The organism is Lentzea sp. NPDC051213, from assembly GCF_044455585.1.
GTDB lineage: Bacteria > Actinomycetota > Actinomycetes > Mycobacteriales > Pseudonocardiaceae > Lentzea.
Genome location: NZ_JBITEX010000007.1, coordinates 165,146 through 186,247 on the forward strand (window position 1 = coordinate 165,146; position 21,102 = coordinate 186,247).

General features: G+C 68.5%; 27 protein-coding genes and 1 riboswitch. Of the genes, 13 read left to right on the forward strand and 14 right to left on the reverse strand.

Features of this window, described 5'->3' with window-relative positions:
- Window positions 1–62: 62 nt before the first annotated feature.
- Both ACIA8G_RS29375 and ACIA8G_RS29380 read right to left on the reverse strand, forming a co-directional pair.
- Window positions 63–848 carry a SigB/SigF/SigG family RNA polymerase sigma factor gene (locus ACIA8G_RS29375; RefSeq protein ID WP_396421924.1) on the reverse strand — a complete coding sequence of 262 codons (786 nt, stop codon included), beginning with the start codon at window positions 846–848 and terminating at the stop codon, window positions 63–65.
- Window positions 845–1,243, reverse strand: a complete 399-nt coding sequence (locus tag ACIA8G_RS29380; RefSeq protein ID WP_396421925.1) for an ATP-binding protein — start codon at window positions 1,241–1,243, stop codon at window positions 845–847. Before ACIA8G_RS29380 ends, ACIA8G_RS29375 begins: the two co-directional genes overlap by 4 nt.
- 156 nt (window positions 1,244–1,399) lie before the next feature.
- Here ACIA8G_RS29380 and ACIA8G_RS29385 point away from each other — a divergent pair, with 156 nt between their 5' ends.
- Window positions 1,400–2,125 carry an ATP-binding protein gene (locus ACIA8G_RS29385; protein ID WP_396422346.1) on the forward strand — a complete coding sequence of 242 codons (726 nt, stop codon included), beginning with the start codon at window positions 1,400–1,402 and terminating at the stop codon, window positions 2,123–2,125.
- Here the strand turns inward: ACIA8G_RS29385 and ACIA8G_RS29390 are convergent.
- Together ACIA8G_RS29390 and ACIA8G_RS29395 are read right to left on the reverse strand one after the other, a co-directional pair.
- On the reverse strand, window positions 2,122–2,481 hold the full coding sequence (locus tag ACIA8G_RS29390) for an STAS domain-containing protein (protein WP_396421926.1): 360 nt from the start codon (window positions 2,479–2,481) through the stop codon (window positions 2,122–2,124). The genes ACIA8G_RS29385 and ACIA8G_RS29390 overlap by 4 nt on opposite strands.
- A 159-nt stretch (window positions 2,482–2,640) precedes the next feature.
- Window positions 2,641–3,309: an ANTAR domain-containing protein gene (locus tag ACIA8G_RS29395; protein WP_396421927.1), complete on the reverse strand. Its 669-nt coding sequence runs from the start codon at window positions 3,307–3,309 to the stop codon at window positions 2,641–2,643.
- 253 nt (window positions 3,310–3,562) lie between these two features.
- Between ACIA8G_RS29395 and ACIA8G_RS29400 the strand changes: the two genes are divergently transcribed.
- From ACIA8G_RS29400 to ACIA8G_RS29440, 9 genes are all read left to right on the forward strand, one after another.
- Window positions 3,563–3,778, forward strand: a complete 216-nt coding sequence (locus ACIA8G_RS29400; RefSeq protein WP_396421928.1) for a hypothetical protein — start codon at window positions 3,563–3,565, stop codon at window positions 3,776–3,778.
- 120 nt (window positions 3,779–3,898) lie between these two features.
- Window positions 3,899–4,480 carry a CDP-alcohol phosphatidyltransferase family protein gene (locus ACIA8G_RS29405; RefSeq protein WP_396421929.1) on the forward strand — a complete coding sequence of 194 codons (582 nt, stop codon included), beginning with the start codon at window positions 3,899–3,901 and terminating at the stop codon, window positions 4,478–4,480.
- Between the two features lie 42 nt (window positions 4,481–4,522).
- The gene (gcvH, locus tag ACIA8G_RS29410; protein ID WP_396421930.1) at window positions 4,523–4,906 is read left to right on the forward strand and encodes a glycine cleavage system protein GcvH; all 384 of its coding nucleotides are present in this window, start codon (window positions 4,523–4,525) and stop codon (window positions 4,904–4,906) included.
- A 113-nt stretch (window positions 4,907–5,019) separates the two neighbouring features.
- Complete coding sequence (garA, locus tag ACIA8G_RS29415; protein ID WP_396421931.1) at window positions 5,020–5,475, forward strand: glycogen accumulation regulator GarA; 456 nt, start codon at window positions 5,020–5,022, stop codon at window positions 5,473–5,475.
- A 33-nt stretch (window positions 5,476–5,508) separates the two neighbouring features.
- On the forward strand, window positions 5,509–6,066 hold the full coding sequence (locus ACIA8G_RS29420; protein ID WP_396421932.1) for a MerR family transcriptional regulator: 558 nt from the start codon (window positions 5,509–5,511) through the stop codon (window positions 6,064–6,066).
- A 135-nt stretch (window positions 6,067–6,201) separates the two neighbouring features.
- Window positions 6,202–6,675: a bifunctional nuclease family protein gene (locus tag ACIA8G_RS29425; protein WP_030468959.1), complete on the forward strand. Its 474-nt coding sequence runs from the start codon at window positions 6,202–6,204 to the stop codon at window positions 6,673–6,675.
- A 303-nt stretch (window positions 6,676–6,978) separates the two neighbouring features.
- Entirely contained in the window at window positions 6,979–7,545 is a 567-nt protein-coding gene (locus ACIA8G_RS29430) for a MerR family transcriptional regulator (protein WP_396421933.1), read from the forward strand.
- Between the two features lie 63 nt (window positions 7,546–7,608).
- Window positions 7,609–7,704: riboswitch (glycine riboswitch) on the forward strand.
- A gap of 147 nt (window positions 7,705–7,851) precedes the next feature.
- Entirely contained in the window at window positions 7,852–10,743 is a 2,892-nt protein-coding gene (gcvP, locus tag ACIA8G_RS29435; RefSeq protein ID WP_396421934.1) for an aminomethyl-transferring glycine dehydrogenase, read from the forward strand.
- Between the two features lie 95 nt (window positions 10,744–10,838).
- Window positions 10,839–11,306, forward strand: a complete 468-nt coding sequence (locus ACIA8G_RS29440; protein WP_396421935.1) for an RICIN domain-containing protein — start codon at window positions 10,839–10,841, stop codon at window positions 11,304–11,306.
- 34 nt (window positions 11,307–11,340) lie between these two features.
- Here ACIA8G_RS29440 and ACIA8G_RS29445 read toward each other — a convergent pair whose 3' ends face one another.
- From ACIA8G_RS29445 to ACIA8G_RS29465, 5 genes are all read right to left on the reverse strand, one after another.
- On the reverse strand, window positions 11,341–11,523 hold the full coding sequence (locus ACIA8G_RS29445; protein ID WP_396421936.1) for a hypothetical protein: 183 nt from the start codon (window positions 11,521–11,523) through the stop codon (window positions 11,341–11,343).
- 12 nt (window positions 11,524–11,535) lie between these two features.
- Window positions 11,536–12,159 (reverse strand): class I SAM-dependent DNA methyltransferase, encoded by a 624-nt coding sequence (locus ACIA8G_RS29450; RefSeq protein ID WP_396421937.1) that lies wholly within the window; start codon window positions 12,157–12,159, stop codon window positions 11,536–11,538.
- 141 nt (window positions 12,160–12,300) lie between these two features.
- Window positions 12,301–12,738, reverse strand: coding sequence for a hypothetical protein (locus ACIA8G_RS29455; RefSeq protein WP_396421938.1), 438 nt, complete (start codon window positions 12,736–12,738; stop codon window positions 12,301–12,303).
- A gap of 155 nt (window positions 12,739–12,893) precedes the next feature.
- Window positions 12,894–13,553: a maleylpyruvate isomerase family mycothiol-dependent enzyme gene (locus ACIA8G_RS29460; RefSeq protein WP_396421939.1), complete on the reverse strand. Its 660-nt coding sequence runs from the start codon at window positions 13,551–13,553 to the stop codon at window positions 12,894–12,896.
- 2 nt (window positions 13,554–13,555) lie between these two features.
- The gene (locus ACIA8G_RS29465; protein WP_396421940.1) at window positions 13,556–13,933 is read right to left on the reverse strand and encodes a DUF3224 domain-containing protein; all 378 of its coding nucleotides are present in this window, start codon (window positions 13,931–13,933) and stop codon (window positions 13,556–13,558) included.
- A 49-nt stretch (window positions 13,934–13,982) separates the two neighbouring features.
- Between ACIA8G_RS29465 and ACIA8G_RS29470 the strand changes: the two genes are divergently transcribed.
- On the forward strand, window positions 13,983–14,954 hold the full coding sequence (locus ACIA8G_RS29470) for a helix-turn-helix transcriptional regulator (protein WP_396421941.1): 972 nt from the start codon (window positions 13,983–13,985) through the stop codon (window positions 14,952–14,954).
- Complete coding sequence (locus ACIA8G_RS29475; RefSeq protein WP_396421942.1) at window positions 14,942–15,754, forward strand: aldo/keto reductase; 813 nt, start codon at window positions 14,942–14,944, stop codon at window positions 15,752–15,754. Before ACIA8G_RS29470 ends, ACIA8G_RS29475 begins: the two co-directional genes overlap by 13 nt.
- On the opposite strand, the gene ACIA8G_RS29480 is transcribed toward ACIA8G_RS29475, so the two are convergent.
- The 3 genes from ACIA8G_RS29480 to ACIA8G_RS29490 form a co-directional block, all read right to left on the reverse strand.
- Entirely contained in the window at window positions 15,741–16,904 is a 1,164-nt protein-coding gene (locus ACIA8G_RS29480) for a glycosyltransferase (protein ID WP_396421943.1), read from the reverse strand. The genes ACIA8G_RS29475 and ACIA8G_RS29480 overlap by 14 nt on opposite strands.
- A gap of 265 nt (window positions 16,905–17,169) precedes the next feature.
- Window positions 17,170–18,876 (reverse strand): substrate-binding domain-containing protein, encoded by a 1,707-nt coding sequence (locus tag ACIA8G_RS29485; RefSeq protein WP_396421944.1) that lies wholly within the window; start codon window positions 18,874–18,876, stop codon window positions 17,170–17,172.
- Between the two features lie 63 nt (window positions 18,877–18,939).
- Window positions 18,940–19,755, reverse strand: a complete 816-nt coding sequence (locus ACIA8G_RS29490; RefSeq protein WP_396422347.1) for a 3-methyladenine DNA glycosylase — start codon at window positions 19,753–19,755, stop codon at window positions 18,940–18,942.
- Window positions 19,756–19,831: 76 nt separating this feature from the next.
- On the opposite strand from ACIA8G_RS29490, the gene ACIA8G_RS29495 reads away from it, so the two are divergent.
- A complete protein-coding gene (locus tag ACIA8G_RS29495; protein WP_396421945.1) occupies window positions 19,832–20,290 on the forward strand; it encodes a DUF1801 domain-containing protein in 459 nt (152 codons plus the stop codon).
- Here the strand turns inward: ACIA8G_RS29495 and ACIA8G_RS29500 are convergent.
- Window positions 20,265–20,510, reverse strand: coding sequence for a hypothetical protein (locus tag ACIA8G_RS29500; RefSeq protein ID WP_396421946.1), 246 nt, complete (start codon window positions 20,508–20,510; stop codon window positions 20,265–20,267). The genes ACIA8G_RS29495 and ACIA8G_RS29500 overlap by 26 nt on opposite strands.
- Window positions 20,511–20,604: 94 nt before the next feature.
- Complete coding sequence (locus tag ACIA8G_RS29505; protein ID WP_396421947.1) at window positions 20,605–21,039, reverse strand: winged helix-turn-helix transcriptional regulator; 435 nt, start codon at window positions 21,037–21,039, stop codon at window positions 20,605–20,607.
- Window positions 21,040–21,102: the final 63 nt, after the last annotated feature.

Sequence of the window (21,102 nt, forward strand, 5' to 3'; positions counted from 1 at the left end):
CCTGCTCGTGGCAGACGCCGGATGCGGTAGCCGGCGGTCAGAACCGCCGGCTACCGCTCCGTTCACTCCTCGAGCACATCCCGCAACTGCCGCAACGTCTTCGCGAGCAACCGCGACACGTGCATCTGCGAGATCCCGACCTTCTGGGCGATCTGCGTCTGGGTCATGTTCCCGAAGAACCGCATGATCACGATCTTGCGCTCGCGCTCGGGCAGCTGCTGCAGCAACGGGTGCAGGGCCTCCCGCTGCTCGATCATCGAGATCTCCGGATCTTCCTCGCCGATCGTGCTGCCCAGCGAGATCGACGAGTCTTCCGACATCAGCATGTCGTCCAAAGACGCGCTCTGGTAAGCGTTTCCGGCCGCGAGTCCTTCGTGGATCTCGTCGCGCGACAGTCCCAGGTGCTCGGCGAGTTCCGACGGCGTGGGCGCTCGCCCGAGCGACTGCGACAGCCGCGAGGTGCCGGCGTTGATCGCGAGATGCAGCTCCTTCAACCGCCGCGGCATCCGCACCGACCAGCTGGAGTCCCGGAAGTACTTCCGGACCTCGCCCATGATCGTGGGCACGGCGAACGACAGGAAGTCGGAGCCGCGATCCGGGTCGAACCTGTCGACCGCGTTGATCAGCCCGACCGTCGCGACCTGCACCAGGTCCTCGTGCGGTTCGCCGCGGTGCCCGAATCTGCGCGCGATGTGCTGGGCGACCGGCAGGTGTTCGGTCACCAACCGGTCGCGCAACGTCTCCCGCGCGGGCCCGGCAGGCGTCACGGCGAGCTCGGCGAAGAGCGGGGCCAGGTGGTCGTAGTCACCGCCCTTGGAGGTTTTCGTCGCCGCTTCTGGCTTGGTCACGCATCCACCGCCCCTGCCGAGGACTTCACCAGGCGGATGTGGACCGTGAACCCTTCGGCCTCGTCCACCGAGGTCTCCACCGAGTCCACGAGCGCGGTCAGCACCCGCCAGCCGAAGCTGTGCTCGTCGGGGCCCGCCGCGGACTTGGCGTTGATCTGCGCGCTGACTCTGACCGCACCACCGCCGTCCACCGCGAAGTGGCAGCTGAGCACCGCGTCGTGGGCCGCGAGCGTGATCAGCGTCGAGCACGTCTCGTCGACGGCGAGCTTGAGGTCCTCGATCGAGTCGAGGTCGAAGTCCTGGCGCATCGCGATGTCCGCCGCGACGGCACGCACGATGGACAGCTGAGTCGGATCAGCGGCCATCCGCAGTTCGACACCTGACAATTGCGTCACACCCACCTCGTAGTCCGTTCTGCTGAAGGCCGGCACATCACTGCCGTACCCGAATCGATTTCGTTTCACACGTGTATTACCGCCGCCCCCAGGGAAATCACCTGCTGGAGGCAAGCGACCCGGGGAGCAGCCCAGAGAGGATGGGGCACAGTGCTCATGCACGAGGACTTCCTGGCCTTCCGCTTCCCCGCGGACGCACACGAGGTGGCCGCCGCACGCCAGCAGCTGCGGTTGTGGCTGCGCTGCAGCGGTTTCGGGGAGGACGAGGTGAGCGACCTCGTCCTGGCGGTCAGCGAGGCGGTCAACAACTCCGTGGAACACGCCTACCCCGGCCCGGCACGCGGCACCGTCGAGGTCCGGGCGAAGGCCGGAACCGACGGCAGTGTCCAGGTCGACGTGATCGACCACGGCCAGTGGCGCGTGCCGCCGCCCGCGCTCACCACGCGCGGCAGGGGACTTCTGCTCATGCGGGAAAGCGTGGACGAAGTCGAGATCCTCCGCTCGGCGGCGGGCACGACCGTGCGCCTCACCCGAACCCGGGCAGCGGTTCCGGTGGCCGCCGATCGGACGCCTTCGTGCGAGGTGCACGTGCACGAGACCTCCTCTGGCGTCCTGGCAGTGGTGGAGGGTGAGGCGCCCGCCTCCGCCGGTCCGTCGCTGCGCCGCATCCTGTCGACGGGCGCCCGAGGCGGCACCGTGCCGCTGACGGTCGACCTCAGCTCGCTGGGAGTGGAGACCGATGGCGTCGTGGACGCGCTGTTCGCCGTCGCGGCGGCGCTCAACTCCGCCGGCAACCGTCTCACCGTGATCGCGCCACGGGGATCGGCCGCCCGCAAGGCAGTCGAGACGTCGGGGTTGCGTTCGGTAGTGGACGTGGCTTAGGCCAGCGCCGAGTCGACCGACTCGTGCAAGTTGAACACCTCGCCGAGGCCAGTGGCCTCCAACGGCCGCGTCACGGCGCGAGCCTTCGCGACGACCTTGAGAGCCGCGTTCTGCTGTTGCGCCAGCCGGGCCGCCTCGACGAGCACGGCCAGTCCGGCGGAACCGAGGAAGGTCACGCCTGTCATGTCGACCACGAAGGTCGAACCGTCCGACAGGCCGGGCATCACCGCGTCGCGCAGCGAAGGCGCGGACACCATGTCGACCTCGCCGGACACGGCGAGCACCGTGACACCGTCCGCCGGCTGACTGGCCGACAGCTCGATCGTCTGCTCCGCACGCGGGTCCTGCACAGTCACTGACGTTCTCCCTTTCGTACGACGAGAGAGCCGCCCTCGCAGCGGTCCCATCACGGCTGCTGGCTCAACCGCTGCGGCCTCACCGTACGGGAGAGGCCGCTACCCAGGACAGGTCGCACTCCTCATACCCCTGCGGTGCACGTCTCAAACGTGTGGAGGTCACACCTTCACGGCCGCCCAGAGCTGCCGCGCGGTGTCGTAGGCGATCTTCGGCGGGAACTTCACGTCGTCCGCCTTGTCCTCCAGTTCGCCGCCGACGACCAGCACGAGCGCGGTCGCCAGGTCCCGCAGTTTCACGTTCGCGTGCTGGCTCGCCCGCACCAGCAGTTCGAACGCGTCGCCGGGCGCGCTCTGCCGCGCGCCCATCAGCAACCCCTTCGCCTGCTCGATGTAGCGCCGGTGCTGCACCATCCGCACCATCTCGTCGGCGCGCATCACCTCGCCCGCGCAGAACTCGACGACGGCGGCCGCGGTCGCGACGAGCGGCTCTATCTCCTCGATCGCCTGGAGATCCGCCATCTGCGGCGGGTGGTCGAGGTACACGGTCAGCACGACCGGCCCGCTGTCGCCCCAGCTGCCCGGCACGGCGACCACGTGCCGGTCACCGACGCGGCCGGACACCTGCCGCTCGTCGCGAGAGGCCTCGACGAGCGGTCCCTCGCCGCTGTCGAGTTGTGCCTGGTCCAGCTCCGCGGCGATCCCGGCGGACCGCAGTTGGACCGCGTCCGGCCACACGCTCAGCCCGACGCCCTCGCACCCCGGCAGCTGCCCGCACAGGTGGTCCATCAAGCGGGAGATCAGTTCTGCACCGAATTTCACCTGGTCCACGTGCTGAGGTTAGGCCCGGCCGATGCACAAGACGAGACGTGCGGTCATCGGCGTGCGACGAACGGTTGCGCAGGCAACGAACCGTTCATCCGTCCCGCTTCGGGCCCGAACAGCTCGGCGCGCCGTTCGATCCAGTTAACGCTTAGGACCCAAACATGACACGTGTTCTGAACCACAGTCGGACAGAATTCGTTTCCAGGGATAACGCCGGAGCCCCGGTGCACGACATCCCTGATGTCACGGAGGGATTGAAATGAGAACCGCCATGGAGACCCAGCCTCAGCAGTCCGCAGAGATGGACACTGCGCTGCCGACCACGCCGTGCAGCGTGGTCTGGAGCCGGGGCCACGCCTACGTGCTCGAGGGTCTCCGCGCTCGCTGGGTCGGCCGGGACGACCGAGGCCGCCCGCACACGATCTCCGGCGCCGAGATGCAGCGCCGAGGCTGGACGCTTTTCAAAACAGCCTGAGCCACACCCCTGCAAAAGGCTCCGCAGAACGCAGAACTCCGCACCACCCGCAACCAGACGCACCGCGTGCCGTGACGCCATCCGGCAGCCCGTGCGCAGTCACTCGTTTAGAGTGCGGGTGTGCGTGATCCGGCTGATCGCCTGCTGACGATTCCGAACCTGCTCAGCGTGTTGCGGCTGGCCGGTGTTCCGCTCTTCCTGTACCTGTTGCTCGGACCCCGCGAAGACGGCTGGGCGCTGCTCGTCCTCGTCTTCGCGGGCTTCTCCGACTGGCTCGACGGCAAGCTCGCCCGCTGGCTCGACCAGACCTCGCGCCTGGGCACGCTGCTCGATCCTGCCGCCGACCGCCTGTACGTGTTCGCCACGCTGCTGGCGTTCGTGATCAGGGACATCGTTCCCCTCTGGGTCGCCCTCGTGCTGGTGGGGCGAGAGGTCGTCGTCGGCATCTGCCTGCTGGTCCTGCGCGGCCGGGGCTGGGGCCCGTTCGAGGTCACCTACCTCGGCAAGGCCGCGACCTTCAACCTGCTGTACGCCTTCCCCCTGCTGCTGCTCGCGCAGGGCGACTCGGCGTGGGCGCAGGCCGCCCTGCCGTTCGCCTACGCGTTCACGGCCTGGGGCGGGGCCCTCTACCTGTGGTCGGCATTTCTGTACGTCTACCAGTTCTTCCTGGCCCTGCGGGTCACTCCCGAAAAGGCCGCGTGAAAAGATCACCCCATACAGGTTCAGCACGAGGAGCGCAGTCAGTTGATTCCCGAGGAGCTTCGTTACACCGAGGAGCACGAGTGGATCGCCAGCACAGGCGAGAACACCGTGCGCGTCGGCATCACCGACTACGCCCAGGAACAGCTCGGTGACGTCGTCTTCGTCCAGCTGCCCGAGGTGGGCCACACCGTCGCGGCCGGTGACACCTTCGGCGAGGTCGAGTCCACGAAGAGCGTGTCCGACCTCTACTCGCCGCTCGACGGCGAGGTGGTCGCCATCAACGACGCTTTGGTGCAGTCGCCCGACGCCGTGAACACCGATCCGTACGGCGAGGGCTGGATGGTCGAGCTGCGGCTGAACGACCCGGAAGCGGTGGAAGGGCTGCTGGACGCGGACGCGTACAAGGCGTTGGTGGAGAAGGAGTGACGTCGATCTTTCGCCGGATCTTCGGCCGGAAGGGGAGCCGCTCCTCGGGTGGCGACCCGAACGCGATAGGTTTTACCGGAAATGACGGATCCAGCAGCAGGAGGAGAGCTCAGGTGAGCACGAACGACGGCCCAGGCGTTCCGCCGGAGCAGTCCCCGGAGCGGACCTCCGTCTTCCGGGCGGACTTCCTCCAAGAAGTCGAAGGCGCGGAGGCGCCCGCTCAGGAGCCGGCAGTTGCCGGTGTCGACGCCCTTCCCGCCGGATCCGCGCTGCTCGTGGTGAAGCGCGGCCCGAACGCCGGTTCCCGGTTCCTGCTGGACCGCGACACGACGAGCGCGGGGCGCCACCCCGACAGCGACATCTTCCTGGACGACGTGACGGTCTCGCGCCGCCACGCCGAGTTCCGCAGGGAGAGCGGCGAGTTCGTCGTCATCGACGTCGGCAGCCTCAACGGCACCTACGTGAACCGTGAGCCGGTCGACCAGGCCGTCCTCGCGAACGGTGACGAGGTCCAGATCGGCAAGTTCCGTCTCGTCTTCCTGACGGGTCCTGGCTCCGCGGGAGCCTGACACGTGACGGCCGGGCGGCCACAACGTGGGGTATTGAGCATCGGGGCGGTGCTCGCGCAGCTCCGCCCCGAGTTCCCCGAGGTCACCATCTCCAAGATCCGCTTCCTGGAAGCGGAGGGGCTGGTCCGCCCGGCACGCACCGCCTCCGGCTACCGCCAGTTCAGCGTGGCGGACGTCGAGAGGCTGCGGTTCGTGCTGTCCGCACAACGCGACAGGTACCTGCCGCTCAAGGTGATCCGCGAGCAGCTCGATGCTGTCGTCGCCGACTCCACTTCGGTGTCGCGGGTCGATCTGCTGACCCAGACCGGAATCGGCGCAGAGCAGCTGTCCCAGCTGGAACGCGACGGTCTGCTGCGTCCCGGCCCCGGTGGCCGGTTCACCACCGAGGACATCACCGCGCTCCGCACGATCCGGACGATGATCGGACTCGGCGTCGAGCGCGAGCACCTGCGCGCGGTTCGCGCGGCAGCGGATCACGAGGTGGTCGTGCTGAAATCTTTCTCAGATCCCGAGACGGTCCGGGAATTGGCTGACCTGTTCACCTCGTTGCACACGTTGTTGGTGAGGGCGGGTTTGCGCCAGTCCGGTTGAGTCTGGTTGATCACGATCTGCCCGCAACGATTGAGCACACGGCCCGCTTGGCGGGTAGCGTCGAACACGTACGCCGGGGGATGCTCGGGTGTGATCCGGGTACTCCCCGAACGGGATAGAGGGAGGCGAGGCCCGATGAGCGAGATGCGCGTCGTCGGCGTGCGGGTGGAGCTGCCCCAGAACCAGCCGATCCTTCTGCTTCGCGAAACCGAGGGTGAGCGGTACCTGCCGATCTGGATCGGGTCCGTCGAGGCCACGGCCATCGCGCTCGAACAACAGGGTGTTCGCCCGGCCCGCCCGCTGACTCACGACCTGCTCAAGGACGTCATCGGGGCATTGGGCCGCAACCTCGAACAGGTGCGGATCACCGACCTGCAGGAGGGCACGTTCTTCGCCGAGCTCGTCTTCGACGGCGACGTGCGGGTGTCCGCGCGGCCCTCGGACTCGGTGGCGCTCGCGTTGCGCGTCGGCGTGCCGATCCACGCGGAGGAGTCCGTGCTGGCCGAGGCGGGTCTCATCATCCCGGACGAGCAGGAGGACGAGGTGGAGAAGTTCCGCGAGTTCCTCGACTCGGTCTCGCCCGAAGACTTCAGGGGCGCCGACACCTGATTTGCAGCGTGTCGCTGTCTGTCTCGTTTGGAACCGTTGTAGCCCGGTGGCTTGTCCCTCGATCGGACTACACATCGTGCGTTTTGGCCGCTAAACAATCACTAAACGTCACTTGAACGTCCTGGTTCGGGTGACGGTGTGACTCTCCACCACAGGTTGAGGGTCGACGCTATCCGCGCGTCGCGTTGACCTGCCCCCACACCGGTCTTACCGTCGAACTCGAGTGGACGTCGCCGGTCCGCGCGAGCTGATCCGGCGGCTTGACGGCCTCGACTTTCGTGGCCGTTCCGAGGGGAGGCAGGCGTGGTCGAGGAAGCGCCCTTGCGGGCCGAATCCGGGCTGCAGGGTGAACTGTTCCCGGACTCCTCGCTGCCGGACGAGCTCGTCGGCTACCGGGGGCCCGCGGCGTGCCAGATCGCGGGCATCACGTACCGGCAGCTCGACTACTGGGCCAGGACCGGACTCGTCGCGCCGACGATAAGGACCGCACACGGGTCGGGCAGCCAGCGGCTGTACTCGTTCAAGGACATCCTGGTTCTGAAGGTCGTCAAGCGACTGCTGGACACCGGCGTCTCGCTGCAGAACATCCGGGTCGCGGTCGACCACCTGCGCCGCCGCGGCGTTCAGGACCTCGCGAAGATCACCCTGTTCTCCGACGGCACGACCGTCTACGAGTGCACCTCGCCGGAAGAGGTCGTCGACCTGCTTCAAGGCGGTCAGGGCGTGTTCGGCATCGCGGTCAGCGGTGCGATGCGGGAGATCAGCGGCACCATCCACGAGTTCCCGGCCGAACGTGCGGACGGCGTCGAGATCGCCCCTATGACCGAGGACGAGCTGACCCGCCGGCGCCGGGAGCGCGCCACCGGCTGAGACCTTGGTCGCGTCCCTGAGGACTGATCAGGGCACCTGCGGGTATTCTTCGCGGGTAGTCGCTGAACTCAGGCGGGAGAGACCGGGTTTCGAACCCGGCGCCGAAGGAGCAAGTTCCTCCCCGGGAACCTCTCAGGCATCCAGGACCGCCCGAGCGAGACGCCTCTGGAAAGTGGACCTCTTGGTCCCGCCGACGGTGAAAGCCTTACCTCCGGGTTCGGTGAACCTCTCAGGCGCCCTTCGGGGTACGGACAGAGCGGGGAGGGCACCAGGACACGTGTGCCCTCAGGCCCCCGGAGGCGTTTGATGACGCAGGACCGCATCCCTCTCGCCGCTCTCGAGCACGGCACCCCGTTCGCCGACCGCCACGTCGGTCCGCGCCCCGCCGAACTCGCGCGCATTCTCGACGTGATCGGCGTCGGGTCGCTGGAGGAGCTGGCGCAGCGCGCGGTGCCTTCGTCCATTCACGAGCGTTCGCTGGTGCTGGACCTGCCGGCGCCGGCCACCGAGACCGAGGCGCTGGCCGAGCTGCGTGAACTGGCTTCGCAGAACCGGCCGATGACGCAGATGATCGGCCTCGGCTACTACGACACCGTGACGCCGGGCGTGATCCTGCGCAACGTGCTGGAGTCGCCCGCCTGGTACACCGCGTACACGCCGTACCAGCCGGAGATCTCGCAGGGCCGCCTCGAGGCGCTGCTGAACTTCCAGACCATGGTCGGCGACCTGACCGGCCTGCCGGTCGCGAACGCGTCCATGCTGGACGAGTCGACCGCCGCCGCCGAGGCGATGACGCTGGTGCGCCGCGGCGGTCGCTCCAAGTCGAACAAGTTCGTCATCGACGCTGACACGCTGCCGCAGACGCTGGCCGTGATCGAGACCCGCGCCGAGCCGCTGGGCATCGAGATCGTCGTCGCGGACCTGTCGCAGGGCATCGAGGGCCTCGGCCTGGGCGGCGACTTCTTCGGCGTTCTCCTGTCCTACCCCGGTGCCTCCGGTGTCGTGCGCGACCAGGCCGCGTTGATCGAGGAGATCCACGCCGCCGGTGCGCAGGCCGTCGTCGTCGCCGACCTGCTCGCGCTGACGCTGCTGCGCGCGCCGGGCGAGATCGGTGCGGACGTCGCCATCGGCACCACGCAGCGCTTCGGCGTGCCGATCGGCTTCGGCGGCCCGCACGCCGGTTACATGGCCGTCCGGTCCGGTTTGGAGCGTCAGCTGCCCGGCCGCCTGGTCGGTGTCTCCGTCGACGCCGACGGTTCCCTGGCCTACCGCCTGGCTCTGCAGACGCGTGAGCAGCACATCCGCCGCGAGAAGGCCACGTCGAACATCTGCACCGCGCAGGTGCTGCTGGCCGTGATCGCGTCCATGTACGCCGTCTACCACGGTCCGGACGGCCTGCGGTCGATCGCGACCCGCGTGCACCGCCTGGCCACCGTGCTCGCCACGGGCCTGTGCGAGGCCGGTCTCGACGTCGTGCACGGCGAGTTCTTCGACACCGTCCAGGTGCGTGTTGAAGGCCAGGCCGCTGCGGTCGTCGCGAAGGCGCGCGAGGCCGGCATCAACCTGCGCCAGGTCGACGCCGACGTCGTCGCAATCGCTTGCGACGAGAAGACCACGCGCGCGCACCTCGTCGCGGTGTGGGAAGCCTTCGGTGTCACCAAGGCCGATGTGGACGCCATCGACGCCGACACTGCCGACGGCATCCCGGCCGACCTGCGCCGCACGTCCGACTACCTGACCCACCCGGTCTTCCACTCGCACCGCTCGGAGACCGCGCTGCTGCGCTACCTGCGTGCGTTGTCGGACAAGGACGTCGCGCTCGACCGCAGCATGATCCCGCTCGGTTCCTGCACGATGAAGCTGAACGCGACCGCGGAGATGGAATCCATCACCTGGCCGGAGTTCTCGACGCTGCACCCGTTCGCGCCTGTCGAGGACGCTGCCGGTCTGCTTCGCATCGTCTCGGATCTCGAGGCCTGGCTCGCCGAGGTCACCGGCTACGACGCGGTCTCCTTGCAGCCCAACGCCGGTTCGCAGGGTGAGTTCGCCGGTCTGCTGGCGATCCGCGCCTACCACCGCGCGAACGGCAACGCCGCCCGCGACGTCTGCCTGATCCCGTCCTCCGCGCACGGCACCAACGCCGCCTCCGCCGTCATGGCCGGCATGCGCGTCGTCGTCGTGAAGTGCGACGACAAGGGCAACATCGACATGGGCCACCTGCGTTCCACGGTCGCCGAGCACGCCGACGACCTCGCCGCGATCATGATCACGTACCCGTCGACGCACGGCGTGTACGAGGACACCGTCACCGAGGTCTGCGGCCTGGTCCACGACGCGGGCGGCCAGGTGTACGTCGACGGCGCGAACCTCAACGCCCTGATCGGCCTGGCCCGCTACGGCAAGTTCGGTTCGGACGTCTCGCACCTGAACCTGCACAAGACGTTCTGCATCCCGCACGGCGGCGGCGGCCCCGGCGTAGGCCCGATCGGCGTCCGCTCGCACCTCGCCCCGTTCCTGCCGAACCACCCGCTGCAGCCCACCGCCGGCCCCGCCACGGGCGTCGGCCCGATCAGCGCGGCTCCCTGGGGCTCCGCGTCGATCCTGCCGATCTCGTGGGCCTACGTGCGGATGATGGGCGGCGACGGCCTGCGCCGCGCGACCCTGACCGCCGTGGCGGCCGCGAACTACGTGGCCCGCCGCCTGGACGAGCACTACCCGGTCCTCTACACCGGCGAGGGCGGCTTCGTGGCCCACGAGTGCATCCTCGACCTGCGCCCGTTGACGAAGGCCACCGGCGTGACGGTGGACGACGTGGCCAAGCGCCTCGCGGACTACGGCCTGCACGCCCCGACGATGTCGTTCCCGGTCGCCGGCACCCTCATGGTCGAGCCGACCGAGTCCGAGGACCTCGCCGAGATCGACAGGTTCATCGACGCCATGATCGCCATCAAGCGCGAGATCGACCGCGTGGGCGCCGGCGAGTGGCCCGTCGAGGACAACCCGCTGCGCAACGCCCCGCACACCGCGGCCTGCGTGACGGTCGGCGAGTGGAACCACCCGTACACCCGCGAGGAGGCCGTCTACCCGGCCGGTACCGGTGCGCCGAAGATCTGGCCGCCGGTCCGTCGCATCGACGGCGCGAAGGGCGACCGCAACCTGGTCTGCTCCTGCCCGCCGCTCTCCGCGTACGGCAGCTGATCGCTCCTGTTTGACCGAGAAGGGTGACATGGTCGCTTCGGCCGTGTCACCCTTCGTCTGTCCGGGTGCCTGGGGGGCGCCAAAGGGGACAGGCAGTGCGCAAACGATCGTGGGTTCTTGCTGTCTCGGTGCTGAGCACCGTGGTGATGGCCCTGGGTGCCGCGCCGGCGTCGGCCGCGGTGGTGGCGAACAGCTTCAAGAACTTCGGGGACAAGAGGTGTCTGGACTACCGCTCCGATGTGGGCTTGTACATCAACAAGTGCAACGGCGGTGACTACCAGAAGTGGATCTGGAACAACCACAACGCCGCGACGCCGATCAAGCACGTCGCCACCGGCAGGTGCCTGTCGCTGACCTGGCGCCTGGGCACGGAGCCGTGCTTCGCGGGTGAGCCGCAGCAGTGGTGGTGGGTCACGCCGCGCAGTGGCGGGCAGATCCCGTTCATCAAGAGCGACTACAACGACATGTGCCTGAGTGCGACCGATGACGACGGCGCCTTGAGCGTCAAGATGGTGCATTGCACGACCGGTGAGAGCAAGCAGCGCTGGCGCATCGTTCAGTGAGGTCCGGCGGGCCTGGCCCAGGTCAGGCCCGCTGTCACACCCCCGCCGGGCACCCCGGATCGCCGCAGTCCTGGTCCTCAGCGAGCTCCGGCTTGCTCAGATCGTGCTCGAAAGCGAAGTGGAAGCACTCGAAGTGCATCCGCTCGAACAGCTCGAAGTCTTCCTGGCTGAGCTCGACCGGCTCGCCACACCGCTGGCACGTCTTCTCGTCGGACACCGCCAGATGGTCTCATCCGCGCCGGGCGAACAGGATCGCCTGGGGCGCCTCGGTCTCCGGATCGTGCAGCCACCGGGCCTCCAGCGTGAACCCGGCGTCACGCAGCCAGGCCACGACCTGGTCCGGTTGCCGCAGGTGCACGTGCACCCGCATCGGATGCCCGCCGTAGCCCTGCTCCTTCACCCGTGTCCCGTCGCCGACGTGGAATCCCAGCAGCAGCAACCCTCCCGGTCGCAACGCCCGGTGGAAGTGCGAGAAGACGGTGGGCACCTCGGCGTCGGGGACGTGGATAAGCGACCACCAGGCGATCAGCCCGGCCATCGAGCCGTCGGCGAGGAACGGCTCCGTCATCGAGCCCACCTCGAACCACAGGCCGGGGTGGGAGCGCCGGGCCAGTTCGATCATCGCGGGGGAGAGGTCGAAGCCGGAGACGTCCACGCCGAGCGAGTGCAGGTGCGCGGTGACCACGCCGGGTCCGCAGCCCACGTCCGCGACCGGGCCGTCGACCTGCTCCGCGAACAACCCGAGTGCCGCGCGCAGAACCGGCTTCTCGGCCAGGCCCCTGCGGGCGTAGCCGGCGTAGCTCACCGCGACTGTGTCGTAGGACTTCCGCGTGTCGGCCAGCCAGTCGCCCATGATCGACCAAGTTACTCGGTGAACAGTTCCGCCCGAGCCGTCCGAACAGGGCAAGCAAAGGGCGCTTCCACCCACGCGAGGTGGATGAAAGCGCCCGATCCGCTCCGGGCGAACAGGAACGCCCGGCGACGTTCACTCAGGTCAGGGCTTGGCCGCGTCCACCAGGGTGACCTGGAGCGGGAGGTTCGACGGCAGCTCGGCGGCCGTCACGGTGACGGAGTGCCTGCCCTTGGTCAACGAGACGCACTGCGAGTACCCGTGGGTGTAGAACGTTCCCGGCTGGGGAGCGACGGAGACGTCCGTCAGCCCACGTCCGTCCACAGAGGACTTGATCTTTGCGGTCGTCTCCGGGTAGCTGACGCCGAACTCGAGCTTCCAGCGCCCGGTCTGGGGCACGGCGACGGAGAACGTCTCCGTGGCGCCCTCGTTGACCCATCCGACGGCGACCTCGGAGGCCACTGTCACGCTGGGAGCGGCCGCTGCCTGTGCCGCCATCCCTGTGGTCAGTGAGCCGAGTCCGATCATGACCGCGGCAACGGACGCCTGAAGGCTCAGCCGCGTGCGACGTGTGAGTTCCATGGTTCTCCTCTTTGTCGTTGGCCACAAAGAGATGCGGCCGCCGACATCTTCTCGGCAGCCGCATGACAACGTCAGACTTGAGATCAACACCGACACTTTTGCGCAAGGCTTTACGTACGTTCGGACATGGCGCTAGGCGCGTTCGGGCAAGGATTTCACTCGGTGAACGGCTCTGGCCGATGCCGTCCGAACAGGGCGAGCGCGGCGATCCAGGTGTCCGGATCACCCTCCCAGTCCAGCGCCTTGATCTGGTCCGCCGACCGCCGTCCGCCGATCGCCCGCATCAGCTCGAACGACGTCGTCCGCAGCGTCCCGGCGGGATCGCCGTGCCCGAGCACGCGATCCCCGTGCTCCAGCGTGATCCGCAGCGCGGGCACCTCGTTCTCCCGCATCCGCTGGTCCAGGTGCTGCAACGGCTTGGTCAGCGCGGCCCGCACCGCCACCGAGTCGCGATCGCCGGGAACCCCCAGCGCCGCGCGGAGATCGTGCTCGTGCGCGATCACCTCGGAGACCAGCACCGGGCCGGTCGGCGTGTCGAACAGGTCCGCGGCCAGCTTGAGGTTCGTGTCCCACTCGGCGAAGGCGTCGGCCAGCGAGTTGTCCCTGCGGTCGCGCACCTGCCGTTCGCCCCACTCGCCGGACTCGACGCCGTCGAACCGGCGGTCCACGAAGTCGCGCAGGCCGCCGGCCAGGTGCGCCACCACGTCCTTGACGGACCATCCCGGCGTCGCCGCGACGGGTGTCTGCGGATCGCGATCCTGCACCAGTTCGGTGATCCGCTGCTTGGCGGCTTCGTAGATGGGGGCGTTGGTCATGGTCAGACCTCGTACTCCAGGGTGTAGGTGCCGCTGCCATCCTCCGCCCAGTCGACCGTCGCCGCACCTCGCGCCCCCGCGAACCGGCCGGTGCCGTCCACGATCTCGATCACGGCCTCGACCGACGTCCGGTACGCGCCGACGTGCCGCAGCACCAGCGTGCCCTCGTCGGCCACGATCTCCTCCAGCGCGGTCGTCCAGCACACGTCGTCCGCGTAGGACATGAGGTATCGGCAGCTGCCCGTACCGGTGACGTCGCCCGCGTACGAGAACTGGACGTGCGCCTCGGTGAGCTTGCGGCCCTCGACCTCCTTGTAGGGGCGGCCGTCCCAGGTCTTCTCGTCCCAGCTCTTCACTTCGATGGTTCCGGTTGCCTTCATGCGGTCCACTCTGCTGGCAGATCCTGACAGTTCGTGTCATGTTTAGAAGGTGAAGTCCAGCCGGCTCATCCAGGTGCTGCTGCTCCTCCAGGCGAGGGGCCGGATGACGGCGGACGAACTGGCCGCGGAACTCGAGGTCTCGCCGCGCACGATCTACCGCGACATCGACGCTCTCTCGGCGGCGGGTATCCCGGTCTACGCCGACCGCGGCCCCACCGGCGGCTACCAGCTGGTCGACGGCTACCGCACCCGCCTGACCGGCCTGACCGGTGCCGAGGCCCAGTCGCTCTTCCTCGCCGGCCTGCCCGGCCCCGCCGAGGAGCTCGGCCTCAAGGAGGTCGCCGCTGCGGCCCAGCTCAAGCTGCTCGCCGCGCTCCCGACCGAGCTGCGCGCCCGCGCCGAGCAGATCCGCCAGCGCTTCCACCTCGACACCCCGACGTGGTTCCGCGGCGACGAACCCACCGAGCACCTCGCCACGATCGCCGACGCCGTCTGGGAACAGCGTCGCGTGCGGATGACCTATCTGCGGTGGGGCAACCAGACCGTGGACCGCGAGGTCGACCCGTACGGGCTCGTGCTGAAGGCGGGCACCTGGTACTTCGTCGGCAGCGGCCGCACCTACCGCGTCTCCCGGGTCCAGTCGCTCCAGGCCACTTCGGACACGTTCGACCGGCCGGACGGTTTCGACCTGGCGCGGTACTGGGCCGAGTGGTCCGAGGAGTTCGAGGCCCGCATGTACGGCGAGCGCATCGCGGTCCGCATGACGCGAGCAGGCCTCGACAAGTCCCAGTACCTGCTCAGCGGCTACCAGGCGCGGGTGATCAGGGAGGCAGCACCGGAACCGGGGCAGGAGTTCGGTTTTCCGACCGAGTCCACCCGTCATGCCGTCGCTGACCTGCTCAAATTCGGTGCGGACGTGGAAGTGTTGGCACCGAACGAGTTGAGACACGAAATCATCGACACGATCAAGGCGATGCACGACGTCTACAACGATGCGAAGCTACCCGCATGGTTCCGCTGACCTCTTTGAACAACGGAGTACGGATCCCTCAACTCGGCTTCGGCGTCTTCCAGGTGCCGGAGGACCAGGTGGCCGGCGCGGTCACGACCGCGATCGAAGCGGGCTACCGCAGCATCGACACGGCGGCCGCCTACCGCAACGAGTCCGGTGTGGGCGACGCGATCGCGGGCGTCCCCGACCTGTTCATCACGACCAAGCTGTGGAACTCCGACCAGGGCTACGACTCGACGCTGCGCGCGTTCGACGAGAGCATGCGTCGCCTGCGCCGCGACGTGCTGGACCTCTACCTCATCCACTGGCCGACGCCGTCGCGCGACCTGTACGCCGAGAGCTGGCGGGCGTTGGAACAGCTCTACGCCGACGGCCGCGTCCGCGCGATCGGTGTCTCGAACTTCCACACAGCACACCTGCAGCGCCTCTTCGACGAGTTCCCGACCACCCCGGCGGTGAACCAGATCGAGCTGCACCCGTTGCTGCAGCAGGAAGAGATGCGCAAGGTCCACGTCACCCACCGCATCGTCACCGAGGCGTGGTCGCCGCTGGCCCAGGGCGCGCTGCTCGGCAAGCCCGACATCACCGCCCTCGCCGACAAGTACGGCAAGACCCCGGCCCAGATCGTGCTGCGCTGGCACGTCCAGCTCGGCAACGTCGTGATCCCCAAGTCCGTCACGCCGTACCGGATCAAGGAGAACATCGACATCTTCGACTTCGAGCTGGCCCAGGACGACATGACCGTCATCGCCGAGCTGGACAACGGCACCCGCACCGGCCCCGACCCGGACCAGTTCAACGTCGCTTGAGCACGTCCTCGACCAACTCCGCCGCCCTGGCCGCGCCACCTGCCGTTTTCAGCTGCCGGCCCAGCTCTTCGGCACGTTTCCGGTGGCGCGGCTCTCCCAGCACCTGATCCACGGCTTTTTTGAGGTACTTCGGCTTCTTCCGGACGATCCCGGCACCCGCGCGCTCGACGCGGTGTGCCACCTGCGGCTTGTCCAGCGCACCCGGCACCACGACCATCGGCACACCGGCCTCGACCGCCGCGAGCACCCCGCCCCACCCGCCGTTGGTGATCATCACGGCGGTCCGCGGCAGCAACAGGTCGTGGGGGATGAACTCCGCCGCACGCACGTTGTCCGGCAACGTCCCCAACGTGTCCGTGGGCGCGCCCCCGGTCGTGCACACCACCAGCACGTCGTGCCCGGCCAGTTCCTCGATCGCGGGCTTCAGCAGATCGTCCGCGCCGGTCTCCAGCGTCCCCTGTGTCACGTGCACGACGGTCCTGCCGTCGAGGTCCGGCCACCACTCGGGCAGGGCCTCGGGCTTCTTGGTCGCGGTGATCAACCGCCCGACGAACCGCACCTGCTCCGGCAGGTCCTTTGTGGTCTCCAGCGCGGAGACCCCTTGCGCCAGAACGAGTTCCGGCGAGTAGAACGCCTCCAGTGCCCCGGACCTGGGTCCGAGCCCGGCCTCCGCGCGCATGCGGTTGAACATCGGACCGGCGAGCACTGCCGAGACCGCCTTGACCAGCGCGCGGCTCGCGACCAGCGGCGTCACCGCGACCGTGACCCACGGCAGCTGCTTTCGTTCGGCGGCCATCGCGGCCCCGAACGCCAGATGATCGGTGACGACCAGGTCGAACTCCGCCTCCAGGACGTCGCGCGCCTGGGCCGCGCCCGTGCCGACGAGCACGTCGCGAACGTTTGCGAAGTTGGCCTTGAGGCCCTTGCCGTCGCCGACGCTCGGGAATGCCCTGCCCAGCTCGGCGTCGTCGAAGTCCGGCGCGTGCTGCCACGGCAACCACTCCGCGCCCTCGAACCGGTGCCGGTATTTGGCGCCGGTGTAGGCGACCACGTCGTGGCCGCGCTTGACCAGTTCTGCTGAGACCGCTGCCAGTGCGCCTACGTGGCCGGCGAACGGCAACGACGCCACCAAGATCCGTGCTTCCCCCATGGAGGGGCAACGAGCTTGGGCTGTTTAGGGTTCCCCTGCATCCGTGGTGTCCGTGGCTGCGCACCCGTGCCAGCGCACCCGTGCCAGCGCACCCGTGGCGACGCACCCGTGCCAGCGCACCCGCGGCCGCGCGCCCGTGCCAGCGCACCCGTGGCGACGCACCACACACACGGCGCCTGCTGGGTTCCCCCAATTTCAATTCTAGGGAGCGGGTCTGACAGCGTCAGGCGCTCGCCGACAATAGTCAGGCGTTCGTCGACACCGGTCAGGCGTTCGTCGACAGCGCCTGGCCGAGCGCCGCCTCGACCCCGTCCACGTTCTCCACGACCGACACCGACCCACCGGTGGTCTGCGCGATGTCCGTCAGCGCCGCCTTGTCGACCTCACCGCCGATCGCGATGAAGCTGACCGCAAGGTCCTTCCCGTGCAGCTGCGACTTCAGCGCCGCCAGGTCGATCCCGCCGTCCGAGGTGCCGTCGGTGATCACCACGACCCGGTTCACCCGCCCGGCCACGAACCCGTCGTGTGCCGCCCCGTAGCAGGCCGCCAGCGCGCTGTAGAGCTGTGAGCCGTCCGCGGTCTTCAGCGAGTCGATCGCCTTGCGCAGCGCCTCGCGCTTGTCCGCCACTGGCCCGGTCCCGACCAGCTGCTTGTGGGGCTTCGACCCGTCGAGGTCCCGCGCGAACTCCCACAGCCCGAACGACCCGGACACCGACCGGTCGACCTGACCGCGCAGCGCGGCCTTCACCTTGTCCAGCCGGGGTTTCATCGACGTCGACACGTCGGCGAGCACCGTCACGACCTGCCCGCCGCGGTCCGCGGAGGCCCACGCCGACGAGATCTGCTGCGTCGTGGTCGCGTCCGCCGCGACCAGGTTCTCCGCCACCGGAGCCCACGCGACGCCGGGCGAGGGGGACGGGCGGTCCTGAGTGGACTCGACGCGCAAACCGCCGCGCGCCAGGATCTTCTGTCGTTCGGGGTCCGTCATGAACTCGCGGAACGACTGCGCCGCACGCACTTCCGCCTCGCCGACCTCCGCGCCGCTCAACGCGACGTACGGGAAGTCCGCGACCGGCGCCGGGCCGGCGGGCAGCACGCCCACGAGTGGCTTCGAGGGGGCTTCCTTGCCCGTGTTGTGCTTGTAGAGGTCCACTTCGGACACCGGCGTGACGCTGAAGCCCGCCGCGTTCACCGTCGCGCTGTCGCCGAGCCTGCGCAACGCCTCACGCGTCGTCGGCGGCACCTCCGGCGGCACCGTGGCGGCGAGCTTCGACAGCAGCGCCTTCGACGCGTCCGAACCCAGCGACTCCGGCGTCACGGGACCCTTGCCGCCGGCCAGCGCCGACTGGATCGCCAGCGCGGTCGCCGTGTTCGCGGACGGGTCGGGCATCGCGACGCTGAACCGGCCCCACGACTGGCCGAACTTGCTCCAGTCCGTGACCTCCGGCATGTCCGACCAGCGGAACTCCTTGAGCACGGGCGCGGCGGCCTCCGGCGCGGCCAGCAGAATCGGCGAGGAGCCGACGGACTTCGGCGCCGAGCCGACCAGCTTCGCGTTGAGCGCGGTCAGCCGGTTCGCCCACAACGTCGAGTCGGGCAGCCACGCGTGCGGCCGCTTGCCGAGCTTCGACTCGTCCCACGTCCCGCTCAACCCGTCCAGCACCGCGGACGAGTCCAGGGAAGTCACTTCGATGGCGATGCAGTGGTCGTACACAACGGGCCGTGTGGCGCTGTACGCGCGCGCGACCTCCGCAACGGCTTCGGCAACGCTCGGCGTCGCGGCGACGCGCAGCACCGACTCGCCCTCGCTGCAGTCCTGGGCCTGCGCCTGAGCACGCCGGTCGAGTACGCCCGCGGCCCACGACCAGGCGAGCCAGCCGAGACCGATCAGCACGACGACGACCACTACGGTGACAGGCCATTTGGCGACGTTGCGCCGCACTTTCGCCCGCAGCGCGCGGTGTCGAGACATCGAATCCTCACTACTACTCAGCGGCCCCCGACGACCGCCAATCACGCTAACAGGTGAACTTCGTCAGCGAAGTGAAGTCACATTAAGTATCGACTGGCACACCATCATGATCCGTTCGCGTAACGGTCGGGCCCGCTCGGCGAACGCCGCCTGCCGCCGCACGTACTCGGACCGCCCCTCGGGCGTCTCGATCGGCACCGGCTCGTAGCCCAGCCCCGCGAGGTCGTACGGTGAGGCCTGCATGTCGAGTTCCCGCACGTCAGCGGCCAGTTCGAAGCAGTCGGCGACCAGCTCGGACGGCGTCGCGGGCTCCAGCTTGTACGCCCACTTGAACAAATCCATGTTCGCGTGAAGGCACCCCGGCTGCTCGTTCAGGAGCTGCTCGTCACGGGTCGGCTGCAGAGCGTTGCGCGGCCGCGCGGGCTGCGTGAAGAACCGGAAAGCGTCGAAGTGCCCGCACTGAATCCGGCTCGACTCGACCACCTGGTCGGTCCCTGAGCTGCCCAAACGCAACGGCCAGGCGTTGTGCCGGACCTCCTCGGGCTGCTGCCGGTAGACCATCGCCCATTCGTGGAGCCCGAAACAGCCCAGCCGCGCCGGTCGTGAGAGCGTGGCCGCGAGCAGCGACTGCACGAACTCCAGCGTCTTCGCCCGCTGCCCGACGAAGCTCTCCACGTCCAGCGTGACGCCGTCGTCAGTGGCCCGGTAGTGCGGAAACTCCAGGTACTCGGCCGCGTCCTCGAGGATGACGCCCGGCCCCGGATGCCACCGTTCGAGCCGCACGGGCCGATGGCTGTAGTACGTGAAAAGGAAGTCCATGACCGGGTGCTTCTCTTTGCGAAGCTTCCGCTCCTGATGAGGCCCGGTGAACCGGCGCATGCGCGCGAGGTGCGAGTCGCGCAATTGGTGCCATTCGGCTCGGGTCAGGACCTCCACGGGCGATTACCGTACGCGCATGGTGAAGAGCAATGCCTCCACGGTCGACCAGTACCTCGGAGAACTGCCTGATGAGCGGCGTGCCGAGGTCGAAGCTGTGCGCGACGTCATCCTCGCCAACCTCCCCGACGGCTACGTCGAGGCCATGGACTGGGGACTGATCACGTACGCGGTGCCGATGGAGGTCAGCGGCCCGACCTACAACAAGAAGCCGCTCCTCTACGTCGCCCTGGGCGCCCAGAAGAACTACTTCTCCGTCTACCTCACCACGGTGATGGAGGAGTTCGAGGAGTCGTTCCGCGCCAGGTGGGCGGGCACCGGCAAGAAGCTCGACATGGGCAAGGCCTGCGTGCGCTTCAAGCGGGCCTCGGACCTGGCCCTGGACATCATCGGAGACGAGGTGGCGCGCCTGTCGGTGCCAGAGTTCCTCGACTGGCACGCCGAGAACCGCGCTAAAGGGGCGGCACGAGCCCGTTGAACGTCCGCGCGCCGCCGCAATGCGGGCACTCCCGCCCGTTGTCGACGGTCCGCGGCGCGCCACCGATGAGCGCGAGTGTGGGCGCCGCGATGTAACTCGCGCCCCCGCACAGGTGACAGACCGTGCGCGGCTCGGGCGTGACGGCGAAGAGGTCGTCCGGGTCTTCCTCGTCCTCGAACTCGTCGTCCTCGGCGAACTCGTCCTCGTCGTCGTCACTCATGGCGATCAACCTACTCGGTCAACCAGGCCGGGACGCACGCGCGCGCTCGACCCAATGCGGCTAAAGGCCACGAGCCGGGCCGCCAACTCTGCCTTCACAGCGCTACCGGCGTGCCTTCGGACCGCGTGAGCGACTCCGCCGTCGCCTCCTCCCCGCAATGCGCACACACGACGCGCGCTTCCAGCACGTGGCCGCACGAGTGCTCCCACACGAGTGGCAACGGCGCCTCTGTCACGTAACTGTCGCCCCACTCCTTGAGCATCAGCAGCAGGTTGTGCAGCGCGCGCCCGGAGTCCGTCAGCAGGTACTCGTGCCGCGGCGGGTGGTCGGAGTACTGGCGCTTCTCCAGCACACCGGCGGCGACCAGCTTCTTCAGCCGTGCGGCGAGCACGTCGCGGGAGGCGCCGGTGTTCGCGGCGATCTGGTCGAAGCGGGTGTTGCCGAAGAAGACCTCGCGCAACGCCAGCAGTGACCAGCGTTCGCCTACGACCTCCAGCGTGTTCGCGATGGAGCAGGTTCGAGCGGTCATGTGACCATCCTAGCAGTGGGTTGGCAAATCCAACTTACCTCGCTAACGTAGGTTGGGAAATCC

Excerpts from the sequence above, each read along its gene's own strand:
- ACIA8G_RS29385 (WP_396422346.1), top strand. The coding sequence starts at position 1,400 with ATGCACGAGGACTTCCTGGCCTTCCGCTTCCCCGCGGACGCACACGAG.
- ACIA8G_RS29400 (WP_396421928.1), top strand. The coding sequence starts at position 3,563 with ATGAGAACCGCCATGGAGACCCAGCCTCAGCAGTCCGCAGAGATGGAC.
- ACIA8G_RS29425 (WP_030468959.1), top strand. The coding sequence starts at position 6,202 with ATGAGCGAGATGCGCGTCGTCGGCGTGCGGGTGGAGCTGCCCCAGAAC.
- gcvP (WP_396421934.1), top strand. The coding sequence starts at position 7,852 with ATGACGCAGGACCGCATCCCTCTCGCCGCTCTCGAGCACGGCACCCCG.
- ACIA8G_RS29450 (WP_396421937.1), bottom strand. The coding sequence starts at position 12,159 with ATGGGCGACTGGCTGGCCGACACGCGGAAGTCCTACGACACAGTCGCG.
- ACIA8G_RS29455 (WP_396421938.1), bottom strand. The coding sequence starts at position 12,738 with ATGGAACTCACACGTCGCACGCGGCTGAGCCTTCAGGCGTCCGTTGCC.
- ACIA8G_RS29460 (WP_396421939.1), bottom strand. The coding sequence starts at position 13,553 with ATGACCAACGCCCCCATCTACGAAGCCGCCAAGCAGCGGATCACCGAA.
- ACIA8G_RS29465 (WP_396421940.1), bottom strand. The coding sequence starts at position 13,933 with ATGAAGGCAACCGGAACCATCGAAGTGAAGAGCTGGGACGAGAAGACC.
- ACIA8G_RS29475 (WP_396421942.1), top strand. The coding sequence starts at position 14,942 with ATGGTTCCGCTGACCTCTTTGAACAACGGAGTACGGATCCCTCAACTC.
- ACIA8G_RS29480 (WP_396421943.1), bottom strand. The coding sequence starts at position 16,904 with ATGGGGGAAGCACGGATCTTGGTGGCGTCGTTGCCGTTCGCCGGCCAC.
- ACIA8G_RS29485 (WP_396421944.1), bottom strand. The coding sequence starts at position 18,876 with ATGTCTCGACACCGCGCGCTGCGGGCGAAAGTGCGGCGCAACGTCGCC.
- ACIA8G_RS29490 (WP_396422347.1), bottom strand. The coding sequence starts at position 19,755 with ATGCGCCGGTTCACCGGGCCTCATCAGGAGCGGAAGCTTCGCAAAGAG.
- ACIA8G_RS29495 (WP_396421945.1), top strand. The coding sequence starts at position 19,832 with ATGGTGAAGAGCAATGCCTCCACGGTCGACCAGTACCTCGGAGAACTG.
- ACIA8G_RS29500 (WP_396421946.1), bottom strand. The coding sequence starts at position 20,510 with ATGAGTGACGACGACGAGGACGAGTTCGCCGAGGACGACGAGTTCGAG.
- ACIA8G_RS29505 (WP_396421947.1), bottom strand. The coding sequence starts at position 21,039 with ATGACCGCTCGAACCTGCTCCATCGCGAACACGCTGGAGGTCGTAGGC.